Source organism: Geofilum rhodophaeum (assembly GCF_002210225.1).
Taxonomy (GTDB): domain Bacteria; phylum Bacteroidota; class Bacteroidia; order Bacteroidales; family Marinilabiliaceae; genus Geofilum; species Geofilum rhodophaeum.
The window spans coordinates 86,913-108,090 of the sequence record NZ_MWUJ01000011.1 but is presented as its reverse complement, the minus strand read 5'-3'; the positions used below and the strand labels follow the sequence as shown (position 1 = coordinate 108,090).

The following is a 21,178-nucleotide window of genomic DNA, read 5'->3' as shown; positions in this document are numbered from 1 at the left end:
CTACATTTGTCTTGTCGTTTTTTTTCTATATTAACCATTATTTAACATTTAAACCATGAAGAAGTTTTTTGCATTATTTGTATTTGCCGCCTTTTTAATGGCTGGTTGCGCAGGAGGTTCTGCCAAGAGTGAAGAGAAAAAGGCTGAAGAAGCTGTTGAGGCTGTAGAAGAAAAAGCTGAAGCAGTAATCGAAGAAGCTGAAGGTGTGGCTGAAGAGGCTGCAGAAGCCGTTGAAGAAGCTGCCGAAAACGTTGAAGATAAAGTTGAAGAGTTGGCCGAGTAATTGGACTTCTTGCAAAAGAAAACAAAAAAGGACCTTCATATCGGAGGTCCTTTTTTGTTTTGATACCATGGGGTTTATTCTTCGCCTGCTGCAGTGGGGGCTTTTAAAACGTGACGCAGCAGAAAATATCCAGCTAGTCCCGATACAATGGAGCCAAAGAAGATGCCGATTTTAGCCTGGTCGAGCAAGGCGGGGTCCTGAAAGGCCAGGTTGGCAATGAAAAGCGACATGGTGAAACCGATGCCTCCCAGTAGGCCTAAGCCAACAAATGCTATCCAGGGCACATGCTTGGGTTTGGCGGCGATTTTGAATTTTACTGCCAGCCAGGAAAACAGCGAGATGCCTATGGCTTTTCCAAATATCAGGCTCAAGGCTACAATCAGTGATAAGGAGGTGAAAACAGCGCTTTCTCCATTTTTGCCGGCATCTTGCGCCAATATGGTTACTCCCGCATTGGCCAGGGCAAAGAGGGGCAGAATCAGGTAGTTGACCATGCCACTCAAATGGTGCTCAATCATCTGCAGGGGGCTTTGTACTTCTTTAACCAGTTCCTCAATGTGATCGATGGCTGAGAGTTGTTCGTTACTCAGGACAAAATCAGTGTCGTCTTCCGGAAGACCACGAAATTTGCGCAAACGCCATTTGATTTTGGGGATGAACTGATTGATTTTTACTTTAGGGCGCGCAGGTATGGTAAAGGCAATGAGTACCCCGGCGATGGTGGGGTGGATGCCCGACTTAAGGAAGAGAAACCAGATGAGGAAGCCGATGCCCGTATAGAGGTGAATAATTTGAACATCAAAATAATTGGCCAGTACCAATACAAGCAATAAGCCAAAGGCGATAAGCAGGTAGCTCCAGTAAATTTGATGACTGTAAAACAGGGCAATGACCAGGATGGCACCGAGGTCGTCGACGATGGCCAGGGCGGTGAGGAAGACCTTCAGGCTAAGGGGCACCCGACTGCCCAAAATTCCAAGAACGGCCAGAGAAAAGGCGATGTCGGTGGCCATAGGAATGCCCCAGCCTTTGGACGCCTCGCCCGAAAGGCCAAATATGGAGAAGAGGAGAATGGGAACCAGCATACCTCCAACGGCGGCAATGAGGGGGAATATGGCTTGCCGAAAGCTGGATAATTCGCCGGCAATAAATTCGCGCTTGATTTCCAGGCCTACCACAAAAAAGAAAATGACCATAAGGCCATCGTTGATCCAATGCAGTACCGAATGATGCAGCTCATAAGCGCTTACACCTAAAAACAGGTCGTAGTCCCACACCAAATTATAGTATCCCTGTAAGGGAGAGTTGGCCCATAAAAGGGCTGCCAGGGTGACAAACATCAATAGGATGCCGCCACCGGAAATTCTTTCGAAAAACTTTTCGAAAGGGCGCGCAATGGTTCTTGCGACCACGCGTCTTTTCCTAAGATCCATTTTAGTAAGTTTTTTTCTTTATCCGGTCGGTTGGAGCTTGCGGGAAGCATACCCTGGCAAGATAAGGGGCCGGACTAAAAGAAGGTTCGACGTTTTTCCGGATCGCAAGATAAGAATAACTTGCTTGCCTTGTTCAATTTATCGATAGAACCTATGTCGAACCACTCGAAGGGCTGGCCGGGCAACCAGCCCTTAATGGGGTGCATTTCTGCAAGTTGTAGGTAGAGTGGGGTGATGGAAAATTTATCTTCCTTTCCCTTGATTAAATCCAGAAAGCGATGCTGAATCAACTGAATGCCGTTGAAGCCATAGGAGTGGAGTGCTGTTTGAGTTCGATCCAGACGAATTTCTTCTCCGCTGGCCGGGTTTTGCCAGCCACAAAGCTGCATGTTGTTGTCGAATAATAAATAACGGGAGGCTTTTCGTTCCTGTACCAGCAGGGTGGCCAGCGATTGGCTTTCGCGATGGAACATCAGGAGCTGTTCCAGGGGGGCGTTGGTGAGTACATCTGCATTAAGCAACAGCAGATCGGCGCCGGTTTCAAAAAGGGGGGCGGCTTTCAAAAGACCGCCGCCGGTATCGAGCAGGGCCTCACTTTCGTCGGAGATCAGGATCTCCATTTTGCCGGAGGGTCTTTGCTCAAGGTAGTCGCGTACCTGTTGTGCATGGTGATGAATGTTGACGACACAGCGCGATGCCCCCAGGCGCTCTGCCTTAGCCAGCGCAAAGGCCAACATTGGGTATTCGCCAATGGTCACCAAAGCTTTAGGGGTGTGCAGGGTCAGTGGATGTAAACGTGTCCCTCTGCCTGCTGCAAAAATCATGGCGTTTAGTGCGGTCATTTCGCTTGGTTTTCTGTGCTGCTTTCCTCTGCTTCGGGGTCGGCAGGCAAATCGTTTTTATCCAGCCACAAGTTGACCTTAGCCGTTACGTGGGCCGAAATGGGGGACAGAAAAATGAGGATGTGGAAGATGATGAGCGATTCCAGCAGTACCCACCATTTTAGGGTAAGCAGGTTGAGAGCTAAGAGCAGCAAAAGCAGCCCAAAGGAGGACACTTTGGTTACTACATGCATGCGTGCGTACAAGTCCTTGAACCGTATGATGCCGAGCGAAGCGATAAGTACGACCAATGCGCTAATTATAAGGAGACCGCCTGTAATGTATTCAATCATTGTCGCTTTTTTGTTTGTAAAGAAAACGGGCTATAATCATGGGACTGATGGCCAGTAAAAAGGATATAATCAACACCACGTCGAGTTCAATTTCGTTGCGTGAGTATATGATGTCGCAAATAATGATGCTCACAATAATGACCGAAATCTGGTCGAGCGCTACTACCCGGTCGGGCAGAGAAGGGCCTTTAAAGAGGCGCAAAAGGGGGAAGACCAGGCTTATGGTCATGATCCAGATGGCGCCGACTGCTGCGTTTTCCAGAAAAATTGCTGGTTCCATGTCAGAGTGCTTTTATCAGTAAAGATTCAATTTTTTGGGTTACGGCCATAAAATCATCCCGGTCGTCCAGATTCAGCAAATGGACCTGAATCACCTGGCCTTCTTCGTCCACATCCACAGAAAGAGAGCCCGGGGTCATACTCAGCATGTTGAATAAAATGATGAGTTGCCAGGGTTTATTTACCTGGGTGTGGTAGGCAAAAATTCCGCCGTTCTCGCCCCTGGAGCCTTTTAGGATCTGCCAGGCTACAGCCCAGCCCGATTCTACAATTTTATAGCAAAAATAGAAAAAGAGCAGAGCCAGGTAGTATTGGCGCCGTATAAACTGCCAGCTGAAGGTTTTTTTAAGAAGGTCCCAGAACATATTCTATGTATTTTGAAGGATTCAACAGATCTTGTGCCGCCGCCTCACAGTACTCTGCAATGGGGGCGGCCCATAAGCCCATGGCGACAATGGCTGCCCCCAGTGCCAGGGAAGAGAAGAGCATCCAGTGGGCTGGCTTTTGATTCACCGGCCACTCCATGGCGCTGTCCTCGGGCTGTTTTTTCCAAAAGACCTCCAGCCAAATTTTTACCATAGAAAACAGGGTGAAGAGTCCCACAAACAAAGCCAGCAGAGCCACTCCGGTGTAGCCGGCTTCAATGCCGGATTGAAGCACAAGGTATTTGCCAAAGAAGCCGCTTAAGGGGGGCAGGCCGGCCAGACTGAAGGCGGAGATGAAAAAGAGGATGCCCCAAACGGGGCTCTTTTTGAACATATCGCCCAGAACTTTTAGGTTGAGCGTCCCTTTTTCGCGATGCACCCATCCGGCTACCAAAAAAGCATTGGTCTTCGACAGCATATTGTGAACCAGAAAAAAGATGGCGGCGGTCAGGGCAGCCTCGGTAAAGAAGCCCAGCGCAATGACCACATAGCCCACCTGGGAGATGATGTGGAAGGACAGAATTTTTCGAAAATCGTATTGCGAGGAGGCGGCCACAACACCAATAACCATGGAAAGGGCGCCCATCCAAAGGACTACCTGCTGCCAAAAGCCTGCATCGTAGTACAAAAAGAGGGTGTAGAAACGAATGAGGGAGTAGATGCCAACCTTGGTCAGCAGACCTGCAAATAAGGCCGTTACTGCCGGGGGCGGAGTGTGGTACGAGGCGGGCAGCCAAAAGAAGAAGGGAAAGAGTGCTCCTTTGATGGCAAAACCTACAAAAATGAGTATGAGCGCCGGATTAAGTACGGCCAAATTGGCCCGGGCCAGCTCCATTTTTTGCGACAGGTCGGCCAGGTTGAGCGAGCCCAGTTTGCCATAGAGCAAGCCAATACCTGCAACAAAAAACAGCGAGGAAATGAGATTGAGAATCAGGTATTTGATGGAACCCTCGAGCTGCTTGCGTTCGCCACCCAGGCTCACCAGAATGAAGGAGGACATGAGCATGACTTCGAACCATACGTAAAGGTTGAAAAGGTCGCCCGCCATAAAGCTGCCGTTGACTCCCATGAGTATCCCGAAGGTGAAAAAGAAGTGTCCGTTTTTCCGTCGGGCCTTGTCGACCGACTGCGTAGCGTACACCGTGGTGAGAAAAAAGATGAAGGCGGTGACCAGCAGCATGAGTACGCTGAAGCGGTCGGCCACCAGGGAAATGCCAAAGGGGGCACTCCAGCCACCCATTTGCACCACTATGATTTCTTTAAACTGGACAATGGGTATCAAGGCCATGGCCCACAGTAGGTTGAGTGTCGAAAAGACCAGGGCCAGCCTTTTTTTGATGCCTGCTTTTTTGATCAGGAGGGCCAGCATCAGGTAGGTGAACGGAATAAGTAGTAGTGCAAACAATATCATCGTTGGTCGGTGTTTTTAAGTTGGTCCAGATCGTGGGTGCCGGTTACGTCGAAATAGCGGTATTTGAGGGCCAGGATGTAGGCAGATATGCCCAGGCTGATGACGATGGCCGTGAGAATTAATGCTTGCGGCAGGGGATCTGAAATGGTGGCCGGATCTACGGTTTCGGCACCTTCGGGAATGAAGGACGCGCCGCCACGTGTGATGCCACCCGATAAAAAGATGATGAGATTGGTGGCATTGCTGAGCACAAAAACGCCCAGAATGACTTTAACGATACTGCGGCGCAAGACCAGATAAACCCCGCAGGAATATAGTAGGCCGATAAAAATTGCAATTATGTATTCCATTTGAGAACCTCCATTATGGTGATGATTACAGAAAGAATGAGTCCAGCTACCCCTATAAAAATGCCGGTGTCGAAAATCAAGGGGGTTCCCAGGTGTATTTCACCCAGGAGCGGCCAGTTGCCCGTGTACCAAAGTCCGGTAAGCGGGTCCAGACCCAAAAAAACAGGCCAAACGGCGGCGACCAAGACCAAACCCAGTCCGATCCCCATCCAAATGCGTGTATTAAAATAGAGGATGCGCTCAATGCGTTCGGAACCGAAAATCATACTGTAAAAAATAAAGCCGATGGCCAGTACAATGGCGCCTATGAAGCCGCCACCGGGACTGTTGTGGCCGCGCAGCAATAGAAATACCGACATGATTGCCATGCCCCGCAGGAAGAGCAGTGCTATTTTTTCGAGGATGATGTTGTTCATGCTTTATTTTGTTTTTTCTTTTTCAGGGTTTTGATTTGAAAACGGAAAAGCGAATATACACCTGCCGCAGCCAGAATGAGTACGGTTACTTCGCCCATGGTATCGAGGGCCCGGAAATCGACCAGAATTACGTTGACAATGTTGCGCCCGTGTGCCTCGGTGTAGGCCGTTGCGGCAAAATATTCTGAAATGGGGGTTTGTAAATTCAAGAATTTGGCTTTAAGCACCACCAGGGTGATGAAGGTGCCGACGCCCAGGGAAATGAGTCCGTCGCGCAGGCGTGATTTGCGACTGGACAGGACCGCAAAGGAAGGGAGGTAATAAATGACCATGACAAAAAGTACCATCAAAACAGTTTCCGATAAAAACTGGGTGATGGCCAGGTCGATGGCCCCGTAGTATAGGTACAAGAGGGCGATGCCGTAGCCCACTACGCCCATGGCCAGGATGGCGGAGAGGCGCGAGGAGGAGAAAACGGCATAGATGACTGCTCCTGCAGAGATGAGCAGGAGTAGGGCGACGTGTATCTTTATGGGACTGGCAGCCAGCTCGGGCAGGTCAATTTCGGTGATGCGGAAAATTTGCAGTCCCATTAGGGCAATCACAGCCAGGAAAAAGGTGAGCAGATAAAAGCGGTGGTAGCCGTGCTGCAGCAAGTTGGTGTTTTTGGCTGCCGCGGTCAGGTATTTGTTGATAAGTTGGGCAAACAGGGTGGGCAGGTGCCACTGGTCGAACCACCTGACCATTTTTTGTATGAAGCGAGTGATGGGTGCACGTAGTATAAAAACGCTGATGCCTGAAAGTACAGTGAAAATGCTGAGCAAGAGCACTTCGTTGAATCCATGCCAGAGCGAAAGATGGATGCTTTCGGTGAGGGTGCCCATGAAAAAGAGGCCGTTGCCTACCGGCAATTCGAGAAAGGTGGGACTGATGCCCAGCAGCAAACCCGCAGCAGCAAGTAGCACGGGGCCTGCCAAGAAATAGAAAGGCAGTTCCCTTTCGCGGTACTTGAGGGTGATGACTGCCTTGTTTTTACGACGAAAAAAGAGTTCGTAGTAGACGGTAATGGAAATGGCCACCATCATTATGTTGGCTCCGACACTCAGGGGCAGCACCAGCCAGGCCACATCAGGCAGCTGCATTTTGGCCTCGTAAATGAGTTCTTTACCCAGGAAGCCCAACATGGGGGGAAGACCCGCCATGCTCACCAGGGCGAGCAGAGTGACTACGGCGGTGAGAGGCAATTGCCGCCCCAGTCCATGCAAATCATATATGTCTCTTGTCCCGGTGGTTTTATCGATGATGCCGGCAATCATAAAGAGCCCGCCTTTGTACAATCCGTGTACAATAAAGAAGACCAGTGCGGCCTTCAGCGAACTGGTGGTGTCGATACCGATAAGTAAAATCATGGTGCCCAGGGCACTGATGGTGGTAAAGGCCAAAATGCGTTTGAAGTCGCGTTGTCCCATCGAAAAAAATGCGCCCAAAAACATGGTGATGCCTCCGGTAATCATGAGGCCATACTTCCAGGGCATGGTTCCGCCCATAATGGGGTAGATGCGCATCAACAGAAAAACCCCGGCATTGACCATGGTGGCACTGTGCAGGTAGGCACTCACCGGGGTTGGCGCCTGCATGGCTCCGGGCAACCAAAAATGAAAGGGAAACTGGGCGCTTTTGGTGATGGCGCCTAAGATAACCAACGAGAGTATCAGGTAGTATTGGGGATGATTGCCCAAGTGAATGCTTTGCTCCAGGAGCTCGCTGATGACATAGGTGCCGGTGATGTTGCCGGTTAAGATGACCGCGAAAAGCAGGCAGAGTCCCCCAAATCCGGTAATCAGCAATGCTTGCAGCGCGGCCTGCCGGGATTTGTCGACATGGTGGTCAAACCCAATCAAAAAGAAGGAGGCGACACTGGTAATTTCCCAAAATATGAAAAGCACCATGAGGTTGTCGGAGAAAACGAGTCCGATCATGGCTCCCATAAAAAGGGTCAGGTAGGTGAAAAAGTGGGCCTGTCGCTCGTATTTGGCCATATAAAAGGCTGCGTAAAGCAGCACGAGTGTCCCGATACCGCTTATGAGTAAACCAAAAATGAGACTGAGTCCGTCGATGCGAAAAGCAAAATCCATACCCGGCAGCAGACTGACGGAGGTTTGGAGCAGAGCGCTTTCACGAGGGGGCAGTTGCAAAAGCTCCAGTACCAGTACAATAAAAAGTGTGAGGGGAACGATGGCCAAAAGAAGGCCTGTTTTTTTGCCGACCAGTTTGTGGATCAGCGGAGTGGCAAAACCTGCCAGGAAGATGAGGGCAATCAATAAGGATAATAGGTTGTCCATCGTATAGCTGCTTAGTATGTTTTTTTAGGTTTTTTTCATTTCCTGTTCAATGTGGCGCAATTTAATGTTCACCTGGTATTTGTTCTTCAGGTGGATGGCCAAACGTTCTGCGGCATACACAGAGCGATGCTGCCCTCCTGTACAACCAAAATTGACCATAAGATGTTTAAAGCCGCGTTCGATATATTTGTCCACCGACCGATCGACCAAATCCCCGACTCCTTCCAGGAAATCCTTCATTTCATTTTCCTTTTCGAAAAAGGCAATGACCTCGGGGTCCTTGCCCGTTTTGTCGCGGTAAGCTTCGTAGCGACCGGGATTGTGCACCGCGCGACAATCAAATACAAAGCCGCCGCCGTTTCCGCTGAAGTCGATGGGAATGCCCCGTCGGTAAGAAAAACTGTTGATGGTAACGGTGAGGGTCGATTCGGAAGAAATTTGCAGGAGTCGCTCGTTGTGGGCCACTTCGTGCAAGGCCTGCCACAGACTGGGGAATTCTTTCTGCCGGTTGTGCTGCTGCATTAAATAGCGCAGGTTTTCAAGGGCAAAAGGAATGCTTTTTAGAAAGTGCTCCTTTTTTTCGTAGAAGCCTCTGAAGCCATAGGCGCCCATCGCCTGCATGATGCGAATGAGGGCATAGCCGTTAAAGTGGTCGCGGAATTGGGCCTCGTTTACTTTGTGGCGGCGACTCAGCTCCAGTATGTAGTGGTTCAGCAGCTCCTGACGCAGTTCCTGAGGCAAATCGGCTTTGGCGTCGTAAAGCAGGGAGGCCAAATCGTAGTGCAGGGCGCCTCGACGACCGCCCTGGTAGTCGATGAAGGCGGGTTTCCCATCCACCACCATAATGTTGCGACTTTGGAAGTCGCGGTACAAAAACCAGGAGCTGTCGGCCTGCAGCAGAAAGTCTGCAAAACGATGAAAGTCGTCTTCAAGTTCTTGTTCGTCGAACTCGATACGGGCCAGTTTTAAAAAGTAGTATTTGAAATAATGCAAATCCCAGAGCATCGACTGCTTATCAAATCGGTCTCTCGGATGGCAGAGGGAAAAGTCGAGTTGGCGCCCCAGGTCCTGAAATGCCAACAGATGACTCAGTGTTTCTTTATAAAAGGCAACAATTTCATTGGGGATTTCGCGTCCGTTGCGGGTGGTCGACAGCCAGTCGAAAAGGGTGGTGTTGCCCAGGTCCTCCAAAAGATAGCAGTCCATATCGGCGTCGACGGCGTAAATTTCGGGTACGCGAAGACCTTTTTCGTGAAAGAAGCGACTGAATTCTAAAAAAGCTCTGTTTTCTTTAATGTTTTGATTGATGGCTCCTAAGACACTTACCGAGGCTCCGCTGAGGCGGTAGTACTGCCGGTAGGAGCCGGAGGGAGGCAGTTCACTGAGGGCGGCCAGCTGCTGGCCCGACCATTGTTCGAACAGTGCGACGAGTCGCTCTTTAGCCGTTGGTTCCAAGTCGAGGGGTTGTTTGGTTATACAAAACGGCTGTAAATATAGGCAAAAAGCAGGGCATAGGGTAGTGCCGGAAGCAAATCCGTTACCTGAATGCGTGTGATTTTAAGAATATTTAAGCCTAAGCCCACCAGGAGCAGTCCCCCGGTGGCCGACAGCTCGGTAATGAGTCTGGGATCGAAGAAGCTGCCCAGCCAAAAGGCCAGCAGGGTGATGCCTCCCTGAAAGAGCAGCAAGGGCACAGCTGAAAACAGCACGCCGATGCCCAGGGCTGCCGCCAGGGCAATGGAGGAAAAACCGTCGAGTATGGATTTGGTAAGGAGTAATTCTGCACCCTGACCGAGTCCCTCTTCTATGGCACCCAGAATGGTCATGGCACCCATACAAAAGAGCAGAAAGGAGGTGATCATTCCTTCTACAAAGTTTTCGCCGGTGCCGGTGAAACGCTGGCGAAATTTATTGCCTGCCTGCTCGAGGCGGCGGTTAAGTTGTAAGAGGGAGCCGGTAATGGCTCCGGCCAAAATGGCGAGGACTACAACGAGCAGCCACTCGCTTTTGATGAACATGGCCACACCCATGCCAATGGTAAAAAGGCCTATGCCTTGAAATACCACATCGATTACGCTTTGGGGAAGTTTCTTTTTAAAAGCCAGTCCAATACTGCCTCCTACAAGAATGGCTGCGGCGTTTACCAGGGTTCCGGTCATTTTACATGGTTTCTATGATGCGATTTCGTACGGTGTTGGCAATTTGTTCGTAGCTGTTTTCTTCGGGGAAAACCGGCTGGAGAAATTCGACCTGTACTTTTTTCCATGGCCGTGGAAAGATGCTGCCTTTGGGCAGAGCATCCAGGGCTCCTTTGATGGCGACCGGAACGACCGGGATGTTGAGTTCGCGACTCAAAATGGCAAAGGTCTTTTTAAATTGGCCAATGTTTCCGGTTACTGAGCGGGTGCCTTCCGGAAAAATAATCAGGTTTTTTTGGTTGCGCAGGACTTCTGCCAATTTTTGGATGGATTCTTTCAGGTTTTGGTTGAGGTCCACCACAATTACATTGTTCTTGTTGGCCAAAAAGCGCACAAAGGGAGCCTTTACGTGCTGGGCTTTGGCGTAGAAGTAGGTCTTCCCGATTTGACGGGTCCGCAGTAAAGAGGTGACAAAGAGTCCGTCGAAAAAACTCTGGTGGTTGGGCGCAATGATGCAGGGACCTTCGGGGATGTTCTCCATGCCTTTAGAGCGGTAACGGAAGTAGAGCATGAAGCCCAGTTTAGAAAGGCGCATCATGAGTCGGGTCGGGTACCACGAAACGGGCATTTTAAAGTGCACTTTTTCACGCAGGATGTCGGTCCAGTTGATTTTGATGTCCTCCATGTGGGTTTTCTTTTCTGCCACATAGTCGGCCAGGTTTTTAACCGATGGAAAATTACTGAGCTCCGAGGCTTCTATGTCCACGCCAAAACTTTGTTTGATGTAGACTTGCAGACCAACGCGGTCGAGCGAATCCATCGCCAGGTCGAGTTCGAGGTGGTGCGTGGGGCGTACTTTCTTGCCTTTTTCTACTTCGATGAAGTCGGCTATGATGCGAAATTCTTCACTCAGTTGACTTTCGGTGCTTTCCTGCTCCTGGTCCACTTCATTGGCCAGGGCAAACGCGCTGAGTTTGAAGCGTTGCAGCTTGCCCAGTCGCGTGCGGGGCAATTCGCTGTCGGTAACAAAGAGCTGAAAAATGCGTTTGTAGGACGAGACCGATTGGTTGAGGGGCTCCAGGACTTGTTCCCGCAGTTGTTCCTGAGTGGTGGAAGGGTCTTCGGGCAGTATGACCACATTTAATTGTCCCTCCCGGAAAAACACCCCGCAGTCCTTCACCAGATCCGAAACCAAAATCTTTTCTTCGAGTTCGGTGGGATTGATGTTTTTGCCGTTGGACAAGACAATGATCTCTTTTTTACGGCCGGTAATGTAAAGAAAGCCGTCCTTATCGATGTTCCCCAAATCGCCGGTGTGCAACCAGCCGTCCTTAATTACTTCGGCGGTGTCTTCGGGGCGCTTGTAGTAGCCTTGCATAATGTGGGCACCACGACTGAGAATTTCTCCTTCGTGTATGCGAATTTCTGTGCCGGGAAGTGCTTCGCCGGGTGAGCCGATGCGAACCCGGCCTGGTCGGGTAAAGGTGATCATAGGGGCGGCTTCGGTCATGCCAAAGCCTTCGAGTACTTCAAAACCCAGGGTTTTAAAATCGCCGCCCACTTCGGGGTCGAGGGCCGCTCCTCCGGATACCAGATGCGTCACTGCTCCGCCAAATTTACGGTGCACCGTTCCAAACAGAAGGCGTGAAAACTTTTGGGAGTTGATTTTGCGGGCCAGCGCAAAGAGCCCACGGGTAAGTGCCTTTTTGTTGATTTTATCGACAATGCCCTTGCGTATGGCTGCGTAGAGGCGGGGTACGCCAATGATGATGGTGATTTTGTTTTCGTTGAGCGTACGCACAATGTCCTCGGAGGTCATGGAGGGACTGATGGCTACGGAGCCGCCTACCTGGAGGGGAATGATGAGGCTGCCCATGAGCGGGAAAACGTGGTGCAGCGGCAGCAATACCATGACACGAGATTGGGGAGTGTAAATGGGAATTACGTTGGAGATGCCGTTGATGTTGGCCAGGAGGTTTTGGTACGAAAGCATGACGCCTTTGGGCGATCCGGTGGTGCCGGAGGTGTAAATGATGACCGCCGTGCTTTGTGGGTCGGCTTTGGGGAAGCTTCCGGTTGAAAGCTCGTCGGACCGGAGGGGTTCGTGGGGGTCGATGACGACCACCTGGGTAAGGATTCCGGCTTCTGTAATGGCCGCTTGCATGAGGGCCTGTTTGCTTTCCGAAACGAAAACTGCTGCAGGGGCTGCGTCCTTTAAGATGTAGGCGACTTCAGAGGCGGTGGCCATGAAATCTACCGGTACAGGAATTGCCTGCTGTTTCCAAATGGCATAAAAGGCATAAAACCAGCCGGGGCGGTTTTCCGAAAAAACGACAACGCGTTCTCCCTTTCCCATCTCACACAAGCCGGAATAAAGTTCCAGCTTAGCAAATAAGTTGCCATACGATATCTGGTCCTTGCCATAGGCGATGGCCAGTTGCTCTCCACGGTTTTGTAACATACGGTTGTTGTATTAACGAATCTGCAAAAATAGCATTTGACGACAGATTACAAAATTCCCAAAGTTAAAACGGTCGGACAAACAAATGGTTCAGTGTCAGGGTTCGAAACACTTTCTTGCTTATATTTGGCATTTGTATGGACATATCTTAGTCAGGACTTATAAACCATTGTTGTTATGAATCGTGTTTATGTTTTATTGGCTTCCGGTTTTGAGGAAGTGGAGGCGCTTACCCCGGTGGATGTGTTGCGTCGCGCGGGTATAGAGGTGCTGTTGGTATCGACTACGGGTTCGCCCTACGTGCAGGGGTCTCATCAGGTGGTGGTAAAGACCGACTGCTTTTTAGACGATGTGCGGGTGGAGGAAGCCGCCATGCTGTTGTTGCCCGGTGGATTGCCCGGTGCCACCAACCTGGCAGCACAAGAAAAGGTGAAGCAGTTGATTCGCCACTTTTATGAAGCAGATAAATGGCTGGCCGCCATTTGTGCAGCACCGATGATCCTGGGAGAAATGCTTTTGCTGGAAGGACGCAAGGCGACTTGTTATCCGGGTTTTGAAAAGCACCTCCATGGGGCCCAGTGCCTCGAAGAGCCTGCTGTCTGCGATGGGAAAATCATCACCGGCAGGGGCGTTGGAGCTGCCATGGCCTTTTCGCTCGAACTGGTGCGTCGGCTCATCGATGAAGCCAGGGCGCTGGAGTTGAAGAAGAAAATGGTGGTGGCTTAGGTGGGTTAAGGTATGTTGACCAAAGGTTTGTTTACGGTATTGTTGCTGGTGGCATCCAATACCTTTATGACTTTTGCCTGGTACGGGCACTTGAAGTTTCATGAAATGAAATGGTCGGCCAACCTGGGTTTGGTGGCCATCATATTAATCAGCTGGGGCATAGCGCTCTTTGAGTATGTTTTTCAGGTTCCTGCCAACCGCATCGGTTTTCGCGATTATGGAGGTCCTTTTAATTTATTGGAGCTGAAGGTGATACAGGAGGTTGTTTCACTTACCGTTTTTGTGGTGATTTCAGTTCTGGTGTTTAAGTCCGAACCCCTTCGGTGGAATCATGCAGTGGGCCTTCTTTTTCTGGTGCTGGCCGTGTATTTTATTTTTAAAAAATAAATTGGGGGAGATTCTCAACCTAAGCGCCCTCTGGTTGTTTAAGTTTTGTACTTAAATGTTTGAACAAGCATGAAGCAAAGTCCCCTTGTATTTTGGTTTCGTAACGATCTGCGTCTGCACGATCAGCCGGCCCTTTGCGTGGCTCTGGACAGCGGTCGCCCTGTCTTGCCCATTTACATATGGGACGCTCGCTTTGATGAGGAGCACCCTCTTGGTTTTGCCCGTATGGGACCGCAACGCAGAAAGTTCCTGGAGGAGAGTCTGCAGGCGCTGGGGGGACAAATTGCCGAGCGGGGTGGACGTCTGTTGGTGTTTAAAGGCAAGGTGGTAGAGATCTTGCAGCAAGTGCTGGTATGGAGCGGAGCCGAAGGTGTGGTGGCGCAAAGGGAGTACGCCTGGGAGGAACTCATCGATCAGGCTGCCCTTGCGCGGGTGACGAATTTGCAGTTGGTGCCCGGCAGTCTGCTTTTTACGCCCGACACGGTTCCCTTTAGCGTCGATAAATCCCCGTTTTATTATACTGCCTTTAAGAATAAGGTGCTGCCCCTGGGGCCCCTGGTGCAGTCGCTTCCCGAAGCGGAGCAATACAACTTCTATATTCCCGGAGACTTGCCGGCTGTCTTGGGGCGCCGTATTATGGATGTGGACGAGGTGGTTGTGCCCACTTACGAAGGAGGCGTTGCTTTGGTGGGAGGGGAGTCGGCAGGTCGGACCGCTCTAAAGTACTATCTGGAATCGGGTGCGGCCTTGACTTATGACCAAACCCGAAATTATTTAGAGGGGGATCATTTCTCCTCCAGGCTGAGTCCCTGGTTGGCCAATGGCAGCTTGTCGCCCCGCCTTATCTGGAAAGGTTTGGAAAATTTGAGGGCACAAAATGAAGAGGAAGTGGCGTCGCTGCAGTCTTTGCGGGAACAGCTGCTGTGGCGTGACAATTTCCGCTACTTATTCATGCGTTACGGGGGCCGCTTCTTCTGGCCCAAAGGTCTGCGTAGTGCGCCACTTAAAATGTTCGACGATAAAGAAACCTTTGAGCGCTGGCGTTTGGGTGAGACGGGCGAGGAACTGGTCGATGCGCTGATGCACGAGCTGAATGCTACCGGCTTTATGAGCAATCGCGGTCGCATGCTGGTGGCTTACCATCTGAGCAAGGTTCTACAGGTAAACTGGCAGTGGGGTGCCGCCTGGTTTGAAAACCGTCTGGTAGATTACGAGGTGTACAACAACTACGGCAACTGGGCCTATCAGTCGGGACGAGGCACCGACAGCCGGGTTAACCGGCGCTTCAATCTGCAGACCCAGGCCAAACGATTTGATCCAGACGGAGGCTTTGTTCGTCGATGGGGGAAGGTCAGAACACCCGGCTTCCAAAAATAAAGCGCTCGCTCCACCATGGATTGCTCAAAGCAGTAATGGTAACTCCTTGCGAGGAGGAGGCATGTAGAAACTGGTCGTCGCCCAGATAAATGCCCGAATGGGTAATGAACTTACTGGTGTTGTACGAGCGGATGAAAAAGACCAGGTCGCCTCGCCTCAGCTGCTTTCGGTCACTTATTATTGTGCCGTAGCGCGCTTGTTCTTCCGAGCTGCGCGGGAAATCAATGCCGTGGGTTCTAAAACTGGTGTGCAAGAGTCCCGAACAGTCCATGCAACGCCGGGTGGTTCCGCCCATGCAATGGGGCACACCCAGGTAACTGCGGGCAGTGTTTATTAAGGCCTCCGCATTTAATGCCCCGGTAGCAAGGGGCTGTCCGGCACCCTGCTCCAGAAAGCGCTCCAGTTGGCTGAGATCTCTGCGTTGTTCAACATGTTCCCACGTATGCGAGCCGTAAACACGGGGCGCACAGCTCTCTGACGCCAGCAGCATCAGTGCGAGGAAGGCTGTTTTCAAGAGCCCATTCTTAAAACGTGCAGTTTCCATCAATGGCAAGATAGAAAAGTTTCTTATTTGTGGCTACTTACGCAGCCACAAATAAACGAAAATTGAAATCTTCCGGTGATTTGGCCTTTAAGCTGGTGAGCAAGTTGTAGCTCAGTTCTTCCGCTTCATGGTCGGGAAGAGCCTGCTTTAATTTGAGGTGCACGTCAATGGTTTTTACCAAACCTTCGCCCGGCTTTTGACCTACCGAACATCCATTTTTGATGTTAACCTGGTCGATGAGATGTCCATATTGTGCCATGCAAAAGGAAGTAATGTCCTCTACAGAGTATATGGCTCCCCGGGATATCAGAATGTTTCTGAACCGTCGTTTCTTTTCTTCCATACTTGGGGCATCCTTTCCTCCACGCGTTGCAGAAAGAAACTGTATGGTGGTGGGCAGTAATTCGGCATCTCCATTGTAACTTAAAGGCTCTGATGCATTAAGTCCGTTAGCCAGGGGCCCGTTGGTTAACCAGTAGGTGGCTTCCACATAAAGGGACTCTTTTTCTTTGTGGTCGATAATTAAGTAGGAAGGCAAGTCCTCCCGATCTCCCTTTAAGTTTATTTTATGCTCCAGGTGGTTGATGTGCTTCAACATAGATGCCGTATTCTCGTCCAGCGTATCGCGTTCCACATTGGTAAAGGCTACGCTTTCGTCGCGCATTAAATCCAATAGTCGGGTTAAGAAAAGACGTGCGTCGGCATGACTGAATCGTTCGGTTCCGCCACGTCGCAGCGCATAAGTTCCGTTTATAGAAGGGTGAAACCCGCCCGCCTTATCCTCCAGGTAGATTTTTCCCTTTTCATCGCTTACACGATCAACTGTCAAAAGTGCTTCATTCCCTGCTTTGGTAAGCGGGATAATGCTGTTGATGGTATCTACCCGTCGGTCTGTTTTTTGAAGATACTTATTGGCGGCCGGTATGGCGTTACAGCTGATGAATGTTTCCTGAATAACCTGGTTGTTGATGTGCGGGGGGAATTGAATTTTGATCCATAAAAGATCCTGATCCATGCTGGCTTTTAAGCCCTTGTCGAACAATTCGTCCAATTCCTCCGGCAATAAGGCTTTGTCGCCGGGTTTAATGGGGCGGTTTTCAGCAACCGTCAGGTAGCGGCTGTTGTAATGGGCCAGTATTTCTTTCTGAAGGCCTTGAATTAGGTCGTAGTGCTGTAAAAAGCCTTTGTCGCCCTCCTTTTCCTCCGGGTTTAACAAGGGCAGACCAGGCTGCATTGTCAGCGGCGATTGATTAAGGCTCCATTGGGTGTGATTCAGTAACTGAAAATATCTCGCTTTATTCTCCAGATAAGGGAAGTCGAAGTAAAAGGAAACCTTGTTTAAATTGTCCACGGCAGCGTCGGTGTCCAGCCCAATCCAGAGACAATGATTGAAGAGGGGAGAGTGCCGGGGTAATCTCAGAATCTTATCCTTCATGTTTTTGGCGTTGATTTGATATACTTCCCCATCGGCAATTAACGTGGCAACTCTCAGGTTGTGCAAGAGACAAGGCGTTACGGGAGAAAACACCATGCGCTTAAGGTGGTGCTTCTTCATCAGTGCCGGATTTTTATAATGGAATTCATGGGTGGTAGGCAGGAGAAGCTGTGGCTCAAAAGGCTGGGCATGGACGATGCCGTGTGCGGGCATGGCTGTTGAGAAGGCGGTTGGGGTCAATTGTAAGGCCAGTTTGTTGAGCAGGCGCTCTTCCATATCCTGCATCTCACCCGAGAGAGAAAATACTTCGCTTGCAAGCGCTTCAATCATTAGTCTTACAATGGGATCGAGGTTGTCTACGTCTCTGATGTCCCATAGGGCGGCAGCCCGTTTGAACATTCTGTTTTTAATGTTCTCCTTGCTGTAACTGAACGAATTCATAATGTTGGGTTTATTGGGAATGTTTTATTCACTTATTCGGTGGCCAGGGGGCCCATGTAAAGGGTGTAGCGAAAGCCACATTTTTGTCCGTTTTCACGAAGATAGCCCATGACGATTACCTCTACTCTTTTTCGTACAGTCGTGGTTTTAAATAGGGCATCGTCCCATTGAATGTCCTTCATCAGGATTTTTATTTCTACTTCAGTAATTCTTTTCTCAAAATTTATTACAGCTTCTTTGATGTAGCTGCTGAACGTCTCTTCCCACTGGCTCTTGGACAGTACGCGCTCAAAATCCATGTCCCATATTTTGCAGCCGTATTCGGCATCGAATGCGTGCTCACCGGGACAGGTCGTTAGTAATAGTTCGAGGTGTTGGTCAATACTCTCCATTAAAGTACAATGGGCCAGTTGGTGATTGCCGTCCTCAAAAAGAGATTTGAAATGCAAAGGGGCTTGATAATGGTTTTGGGTCATGTTGGGTGTTGTTAAAATAGGGTCAAACTCTAGTGGACAAAAGCACTTAAGCATTCAAGTTAACAAAATGAAAATTTTTAGTATTTGATTTGTCTGCTGCCTTGTGAAAAAATATTTCAACAAAGTTAAATAAAACTTTTCTTTTTTGTTTTATTTATCCCTAATTTTGTTGACGACAATTCTCCCCAATGCCTTCGGGTGTTTAATGAGGAGATGTTGTTTTTGGGTATGATCAGGCCTGAGCGATACCTTGAATTATTCTTAATGTTTAATTTTTAAATTGAAATCTTATGGCTTTTAGGGCATCATTACAATTGGCCGGCAAAGAGTACGATGTACTCGATTGCGATTACAAACTGGAGCGCGACGTTGACAGCAAGGGACGTCCTGCATCTAACGTATATGGTGGAAAAATCCGTGTACAGGTAGAATCAACTGAAGACACTGCTATTTTGGAGCAGATGGTAAATCAGTTCAAGCCTATTTCGGGCAGCATCATCTTTAAGAAAGGTGACGAAGAGGCTAAAATGAAGGAATTGCTTTGGGAGAACGGTTACATCGTTTCTTTTGAAGAGTCTATTGATGTTGTTGGTTCACGTCCGATGACAACTTCCTTTACTGTTTCGGCTCAGGTGCTTAAGATGGGCGGTGCCCAGTTTGAGCAAAACTGGCCTAAGTAAACCCTTGCTTTTGAAAAACCTGTCCGTGTCTTTATGTAGACCGGCAGAAGCAACGACAGTATTTCGCTGTTGAGTTTTTTAACAGAAGAGGCTGTCTCAATTTTTTATGGTGTCCCTGATTTTTGGGGATGCAGAATGCTGAACCTTAATCCTATAACCCTGATTCGTCCCTGGTTTTCCTCCATAAGAACAAGGGGATGTTAAAAGCCTCCCATAGCTTTTGGGTTCAAGATGGTGTTTTGGTGTTACTCCTGTACGGTATAAACTGTTGAGGCGGCCTCATTTTCTTAACCCCTGTTGCGTGTAGGTTTCTACATTCAACACAAAACCAATGTTATGGGAATTTTAGATTATGAAATTGGAGGCAATGAAATTAAAGTAGATGCCTCGGAAGGAATTGCCGATATCCCCGAAAATCGGACGCTCCTAATTGAAAAACTTACCGCCGATGACCCGGTTAATCCTGAGGTTGTTCAAAATCTTTCGACGATCGAAGAAGTTTTTGCTCACTTTAAACCCAATGTGGATGTTGAGTTTGAAGATGAGGAGGGACAAAGTGTCAAGGAGAATTTTAAGTTTCAGAACGTCGGTGATTTTAGTGTAAAAAACATGACTGAGCAAAGTGATTTTTTGAAGTCACTAAATCGTCAGAAAGAGTTTTACGATTCCCTGATTAAGCAACTTCGAACCAACAAGGTTTTGCAAAAGGCTTTGGAGGATCCTGCTTCTAAGAAAGCTTTTATTCAGGCTTTAACCGAGCTTCGAAAAGAGCTGGATGTAGATTAGTTGTGCGCTGACGCCCTATTTACTATATGAACTTTTTGATTAAGTAGATATTTTAATGACTGTTGTGTCTAATATTTATCAAAATTGTTTAACTGTAAAGCGGCGTTTCTCACAATCTATTAAACAAAGTTGTTTTAATGTAATATACAAATACTAAGATTACCAGTTATGGCAAGTGAAAAAATTCAACAAGCGAAAATACAGGATTCACAAGATGTGCTGGTGGCGGATGCGGTAAAACCCAGCCAGGAGGTGCTGACCTCTGCCCTCCATGAATTGTCACGTTTTGGCGGTTTTAATTTTTTGGAGTCATCCGTTGATGGCATTCAAAATCTTAATCCAGAAAGAAAAGCCCGGAAAAAGATTTTCCTAACCGATGAGCAAAAAGCAGCAGAACGCAGTGCGCTTCGGAGTAAAATTGATCTTTGGATTGATTTGCTGAGCAACAGTGAATCCACCACCGATATGTTGGAGGTGTGTAAAACCAAAGGCGTAAGCGTTGCCGATAAGCTGCAGGAGAACCAATTACAGGCAGTTAATGCCGTGCGCTCTCTGGAGCAGTCCTATCGGGCTGTTATGCTGTTTTATAAAAATACAGAGCTGGATAAAGTAAGCAATATTACCCTGGTCAATGCCTCTATGGAGCAGTTGACCGATTTGGACAACTCCCGCTTTATTGACCACGTGGCCGCTGAGTTAAAGCAGAATTTCGATAAGCTGGACTTGCGGATGAACTATTCTCTTCTGGTTTTACCTGGCTATTTGGGGTCGAACAAGGTCGTTGAAAAATGGTCTAAAATTGCACACGACAATAAAGTGATGCTCTTCACCGATTTTGCGGATTTGGACAAACCCGATGATGTAGTTGAAATGTTTTTCCTCTCCAACCTGGCTGGTGGCGATACCTTTAAAAGCAACACCACCATGAGTTGTAACTGGTTGGTTGGTAGAGGTGCCTATAAAGAACTGGGCGAGGAGGATGATTTGCATGTATCTCCCTCTGCCGCGCTTGCTGGTAAGGTGCACAAAACACTTATGTCGCAGGTTACTGCCGGTAAAAAGTTCGGTGGAATAAATGAAGTGGATGGCGTTGTTTTTCAATTGAAAAAGAGTGAGATTTCCCAATTGGAAAAGATGGGCCTGATTCCTATGGTTAATGAATATGGGAAGGTCATGGCTTTTTCGGCAAAGACCTTGTTCAATGGCGATAATCTGGGATTACAGACCTATTCGGTAGTTCGTGTATTCGATTACATCACCAAGGTGTTGTTCGACTTTCTTAACCGTCGTTCTTTTGAAAATTGGAGCAGCAAAACGGAAAGAGATTTGCGCTCGCAAATTGTTAAGTTTCTTGATGGGGTTCAAGGACCCGACCGTCTTATTGAGAAGTTTCGTATCCAGCGTTTTGAACAGGATCCGAATCAAAAAGATCGCATCTTTTTGGATATTCATCTAACGCCCTATTTCCCCGCCAAGAGTTTTGTAATTAAACTGGATGGTATTAAAGGAGACGATGGCGCAACCTGGAACAGCGAGTACGAGCAGGGTTGATGCCGCTTTTCTGAATAGTTCTTTTCAATAGCTGATGCCTCTGTGTAACCAGAAGAGGTGTCG

22 protein-coding genes are annotated in these 21,178 nt (G+C 48.9%); 7 read left to right on the top strand and 15 right to left on the bottom strand.

Annotated elements, in window-relative coordinates; genetic code table 11:
• The first annotated feature begins 55 nt into the window (after nucleotides 1-55).
• Nucleotides 56-283: a hypothetical protein gene (locus tag B4W65_RS11245; protein ID WP_088655258.1), complete on the top strand. Its 228-nt coding sequence runs from the start codon at nucleotides 56-58 to the stop codon at nucleotides 281-283.
• A gap of 74 nt (nucleotides 284-357) precedes the next feature.
• Here the strand turns inward: B4W65_RS11245 and nhaA are convergent, their stop codons facing one another.
• From nhaA to B4W65_RS11185, 12 genes are all read right to left on the bottom strand, one after another.
• Nucleotides 358-1,716 (bottom strand): Na+/H+ antiporter NhaA, encoded by a 1,359-nt coding sequence (gene nhaA, locus B4W65_RS11240; protein WP_088655257.1) that lies wholly within the window; start codon nucleotides 1,714-1,716, stop codon nucleotides 358-360.
• A gap of 74 nt (nucleotides 1,717-1,790) precedes the next feature.
• Entirely contained in the window at nucleotides 1,791-2,558 is a 768-nt protein-coding gene (locus tag B4W65_RS11235) for a sugar phosphate nucleotidyltransferase (protein WP_088655256.1), read from the bottom strand.
• The gene (mnhG, locus tag B4W65_RS11230; RefSeq protein ID WP_088655255.1) at nucleotides 2,555-2,890 is read right to left on the bottom strand and encodes a monovalent cation/H(+) antiporter subunit G; all 336 of its coding nucleotides are present in this window, start codon (nucleotides 2,888-2,890) and stop codon (nucleotides 2,555-2,557) included. Before mnhG ends, B4W65_RS11235 begins: the two co-directional genes overlap by 4 nt.
• Complete coding sequence (locus B4W65_RS11225) at nucleotides 2,883-3,170, bottom strand: monovalent cation/H+ antiporter complex subunit F (protein ID WP_088655254.1); 288 nt, start codon at nucleotides 3,168-3,170, stop codon at nucleotides 2,883-2,885. The genes mnhG and B4W65_RS11225 overlap by 8 nt, the downstream gene beginning before the upstream one ends.
• A 1-nt stretch (nucleotide 3,171) precedes the next feature.
• A complete protein-coding gene (locus B4W65_RS11220; protein WP_088655253.1) occupies nucleotides 3,172-3,534 on the bottom strand; it encodes a Na+/H+ antiporter subunit E in 363 nt (120 codons plus the stop codon).
• Nucleotides 3,515-5,005, bottom strand: a complete 1,491-nt coding sequence (locus B4W65_RS11215) for a proton-conducting transporter transmembrane domain-containing protein (protein WP_088655252.1) — start codon at nucleotides 5,003-5,005, stop codon at nucleotides 3,515-3,517. Before B4W65_RS11215 ends, B4W65_RS11220 begins: the two co-directional genes overlap by 20 nt.
• Nucleotides 5,002-5,355: an NADH-quinone oxidoreductase subunit K gene (locus B4W65_RS11210; protein ID WP_088655251.1), complete on the bottom strand. Its 354-nt coding sequence runs from the start codon at nucleotides 5,353-5,355 to the stop codon at nucleotides 5,002-5,004. The genes B4W65_RS11215 and B4W65_RS11210 overlap by 4 nt, the downstream gene beginning before the upstream one ends.
• A complete protein-coding gene (locus B4W65_RS11205; RefSeq protein ID WP_088655250.1) occupies nucleotides 5,343-5,771 on the bottom strand; it encodes an MnhB domain-containing protein in 429 nt (142 codons plus the stop codon). The genes B4W65_RS11210 and B4W65_RS11205 overlap by 13 nt, the downstream gene beginning before the upstream one ends.
• On the bottom strand, nucleotides 5,768-8,113 hold the full coding sequence (gene mbhE / locus B4W65_RS11200) for a hydrogen gas-evolving membrane-bound hydrogenase subunit E (RefSeq protein WP_088655249.1): 2,346 nt from the start codon (nucleotides 8,111-8,113) through the stop codon (nucleotides 5,768-5,770). Before mbhE ends, B4W65_RS11205 begins: the two co-directional genes overlap by 4 nt.
• Nucleotides 8,114-8,137: 24 nt before the next feature.
• Nucleotides 8,138-9,568: a RapZ C-terminal domain-containing protein gene (locus B4W65_RS11195; RefSeq protein WP_088655248.1), complete on the bottom strand. Its 1,431-nt coding sequence runs from the start codon at nucleotides 9,566-9,568 to the stop codon at nucleotides 8,138-8,140.
• A gap of 17 nt (nucleotides 9,569-9,585) precedes the next feature.
• Complete coding sequence (locus tag B4W65_RS11190; protein ID WP_088655247.1) at nucleotides 9,586-10,272, bottom strand: DUF554 domain-containing protein; 687 nt, start codon at nucleotides 10,270-10,272, stop codon at nucleotides 9,586-9,588.
• Between the two features lies 1 nt (nucleotide 10,273).
• Nucleotides 10,274-12,712 carry an AMP-binding protein gene (locus B4W65_RS11185; RefSeq protein WP_088655246.1) on the bottom strand — a complete coding sequence of 813 codons (2,439 nt, stop codon included), beginning with the start codon at nucleotides 12,710-12,712 and terminating at the stop codon, nucleotides 10,274-10,276.
• 177 nt (nucleotides 12,713-12,889) lie between these two features.
• On the opposite strand from B4W65_RS11185, the gene B4W65_RS11180 reads away from it, so the two are divergent.
• The 3 genes from B4W65_RS11180 (at nucleotide 12,890) to B4W65_RS11170 (ending at nucleotide 15,202) form a co-directional block, all read left to right on the top strand.
• Nucleotides 12,890-13,438: a DJ-1 family glyoxalase III gene (locus B4W65_RS11180; protein ID WP_088655245.1), complete on the top strand. Its 549-nt coding sequence runs from the start codon at nucleotides 12,890-12,892 to the stop codon at nucleotides 13,436-13,438.
• 12 nt (nucleotides 13,439-13,450) lie between these two features.
• Nucleotides 13,451-13,825: a DMT family protein gene (locus B4W65_RS11175; protein WP_088655244.1), complete on the top strand. Its 375-nt coding sequence runs from the start codon at nucleotides 13,451-13,453 to the stop codon at nucleotides 13,823-13,825.
• Nucleotides 13,826-13,894: 69 nt separating this feature from the next.
• Nucleotides 13,895-15,202 carry a DASH family cryptochrome gene (locus B4W65_RS11170; protein WP_088655243.1) on the top strand — a complete coding sequence of 436 codons (1,308 nt, stop codon included), beginning with the start codon at nucleotides 13,895-13,897 and terminating at the stop codon, nucleotides 15,200-15,202.
• On the opposite strand, the gene B4W65_RS11165 is transcribed toward B4W65_RS11170, so the two are convergent.
• From B4W65_RS11165 to B4W65_RS11155, 3 genes are read right to left on the bottom strand one after another with little or no spacing between them, the layout of a single operon-like run.
• Entirely contained in the window at nucleotides 15,177-15,746 is a 570-nt protein-coding gene (locus B4W65_RS11165) for a C40 family peptidase (protein ID WP_240509558.1), read from the bottom strand. The two genes, B4W65_RS11170 and B4W65_RS11165, sit on opposite strands and share 26 nt — an antisense overlap.
• A gap of 37 nt (nucleotides 15,747-15,783) precedes the next feature.
• On the bottom strand, nucleotides 15,784-17,622 hold the full coding sequence (locus B4W65_RS11160) for a type VI secretion system baseplate subunit TssF (RefSeq protein ID WP_088655242.1): 1,839 nt from the start codon (nucleotides 17,620-17,622) through the stop codon (nucleotides 15,784-15,786).
• Between the two features lie 32 nt (nucleotides 17,623-17,654).
• Entirely contained in the window at nucleotides 17,655-18,098 is a 444-nt protein-coding gene (locus B4W65_RS11155) for a GPW/gp25 family protein (RefSeq protein WP_088655241.1), read from the bottom strand.
• A gap of 290 nt (nucleotides 18,099-18,388) precedes the next feature.
• Between B4W65_RS11155 and tssD the strand changes: the two genes are divergently transcribed.
• The 3 genes from tssD to B4W65_RS11140 all read left to right on the top strand — a co-directional run bounded on the left by tssD (nucleotide 18,389) and on the right by B4W65_RS11140 (nucleotide 21,115).
• Entirely contained in the window at nucleotides 18,389-18,778 is a 390-nt protein-coding gene (tssD, locus tag B4W65_RS11150; RefSeq protein WP_088655240.1) for a type VI secretion system tube protein TssD, read from the top strand.
• A gap of 336 nt (nucleotides 18,779-19,114) precedes the next feature.
• On the top strand, nucleotides 19,115-19,564 hold the full coding sequence (locus B4W65_RS11145; protein WP_088655239.1) for a type VI secretion system contractile sheath small subunit: 450 nt from the start codon (nucleotides 19,115-19,117) through the stop codon (nucleotides 19,562-19,564).
• A 168-nt stretch (nucleotides 19,565-19,732) separates the two neighbouring features.
• Nucleotides 19,733-21,115 (top strand): DUF5458 family protein, encoded by a 1,383-nt coding sequence (locus B4W65_RS11140; protein WP_088655238.1) that lies wholly within the window; start codon nucleotides 19,733-19,735, stop codon nucleotides 21,113-21,115.
• Nucleotides 21,116-21,178: the final 63 nt, after the last annotated feature.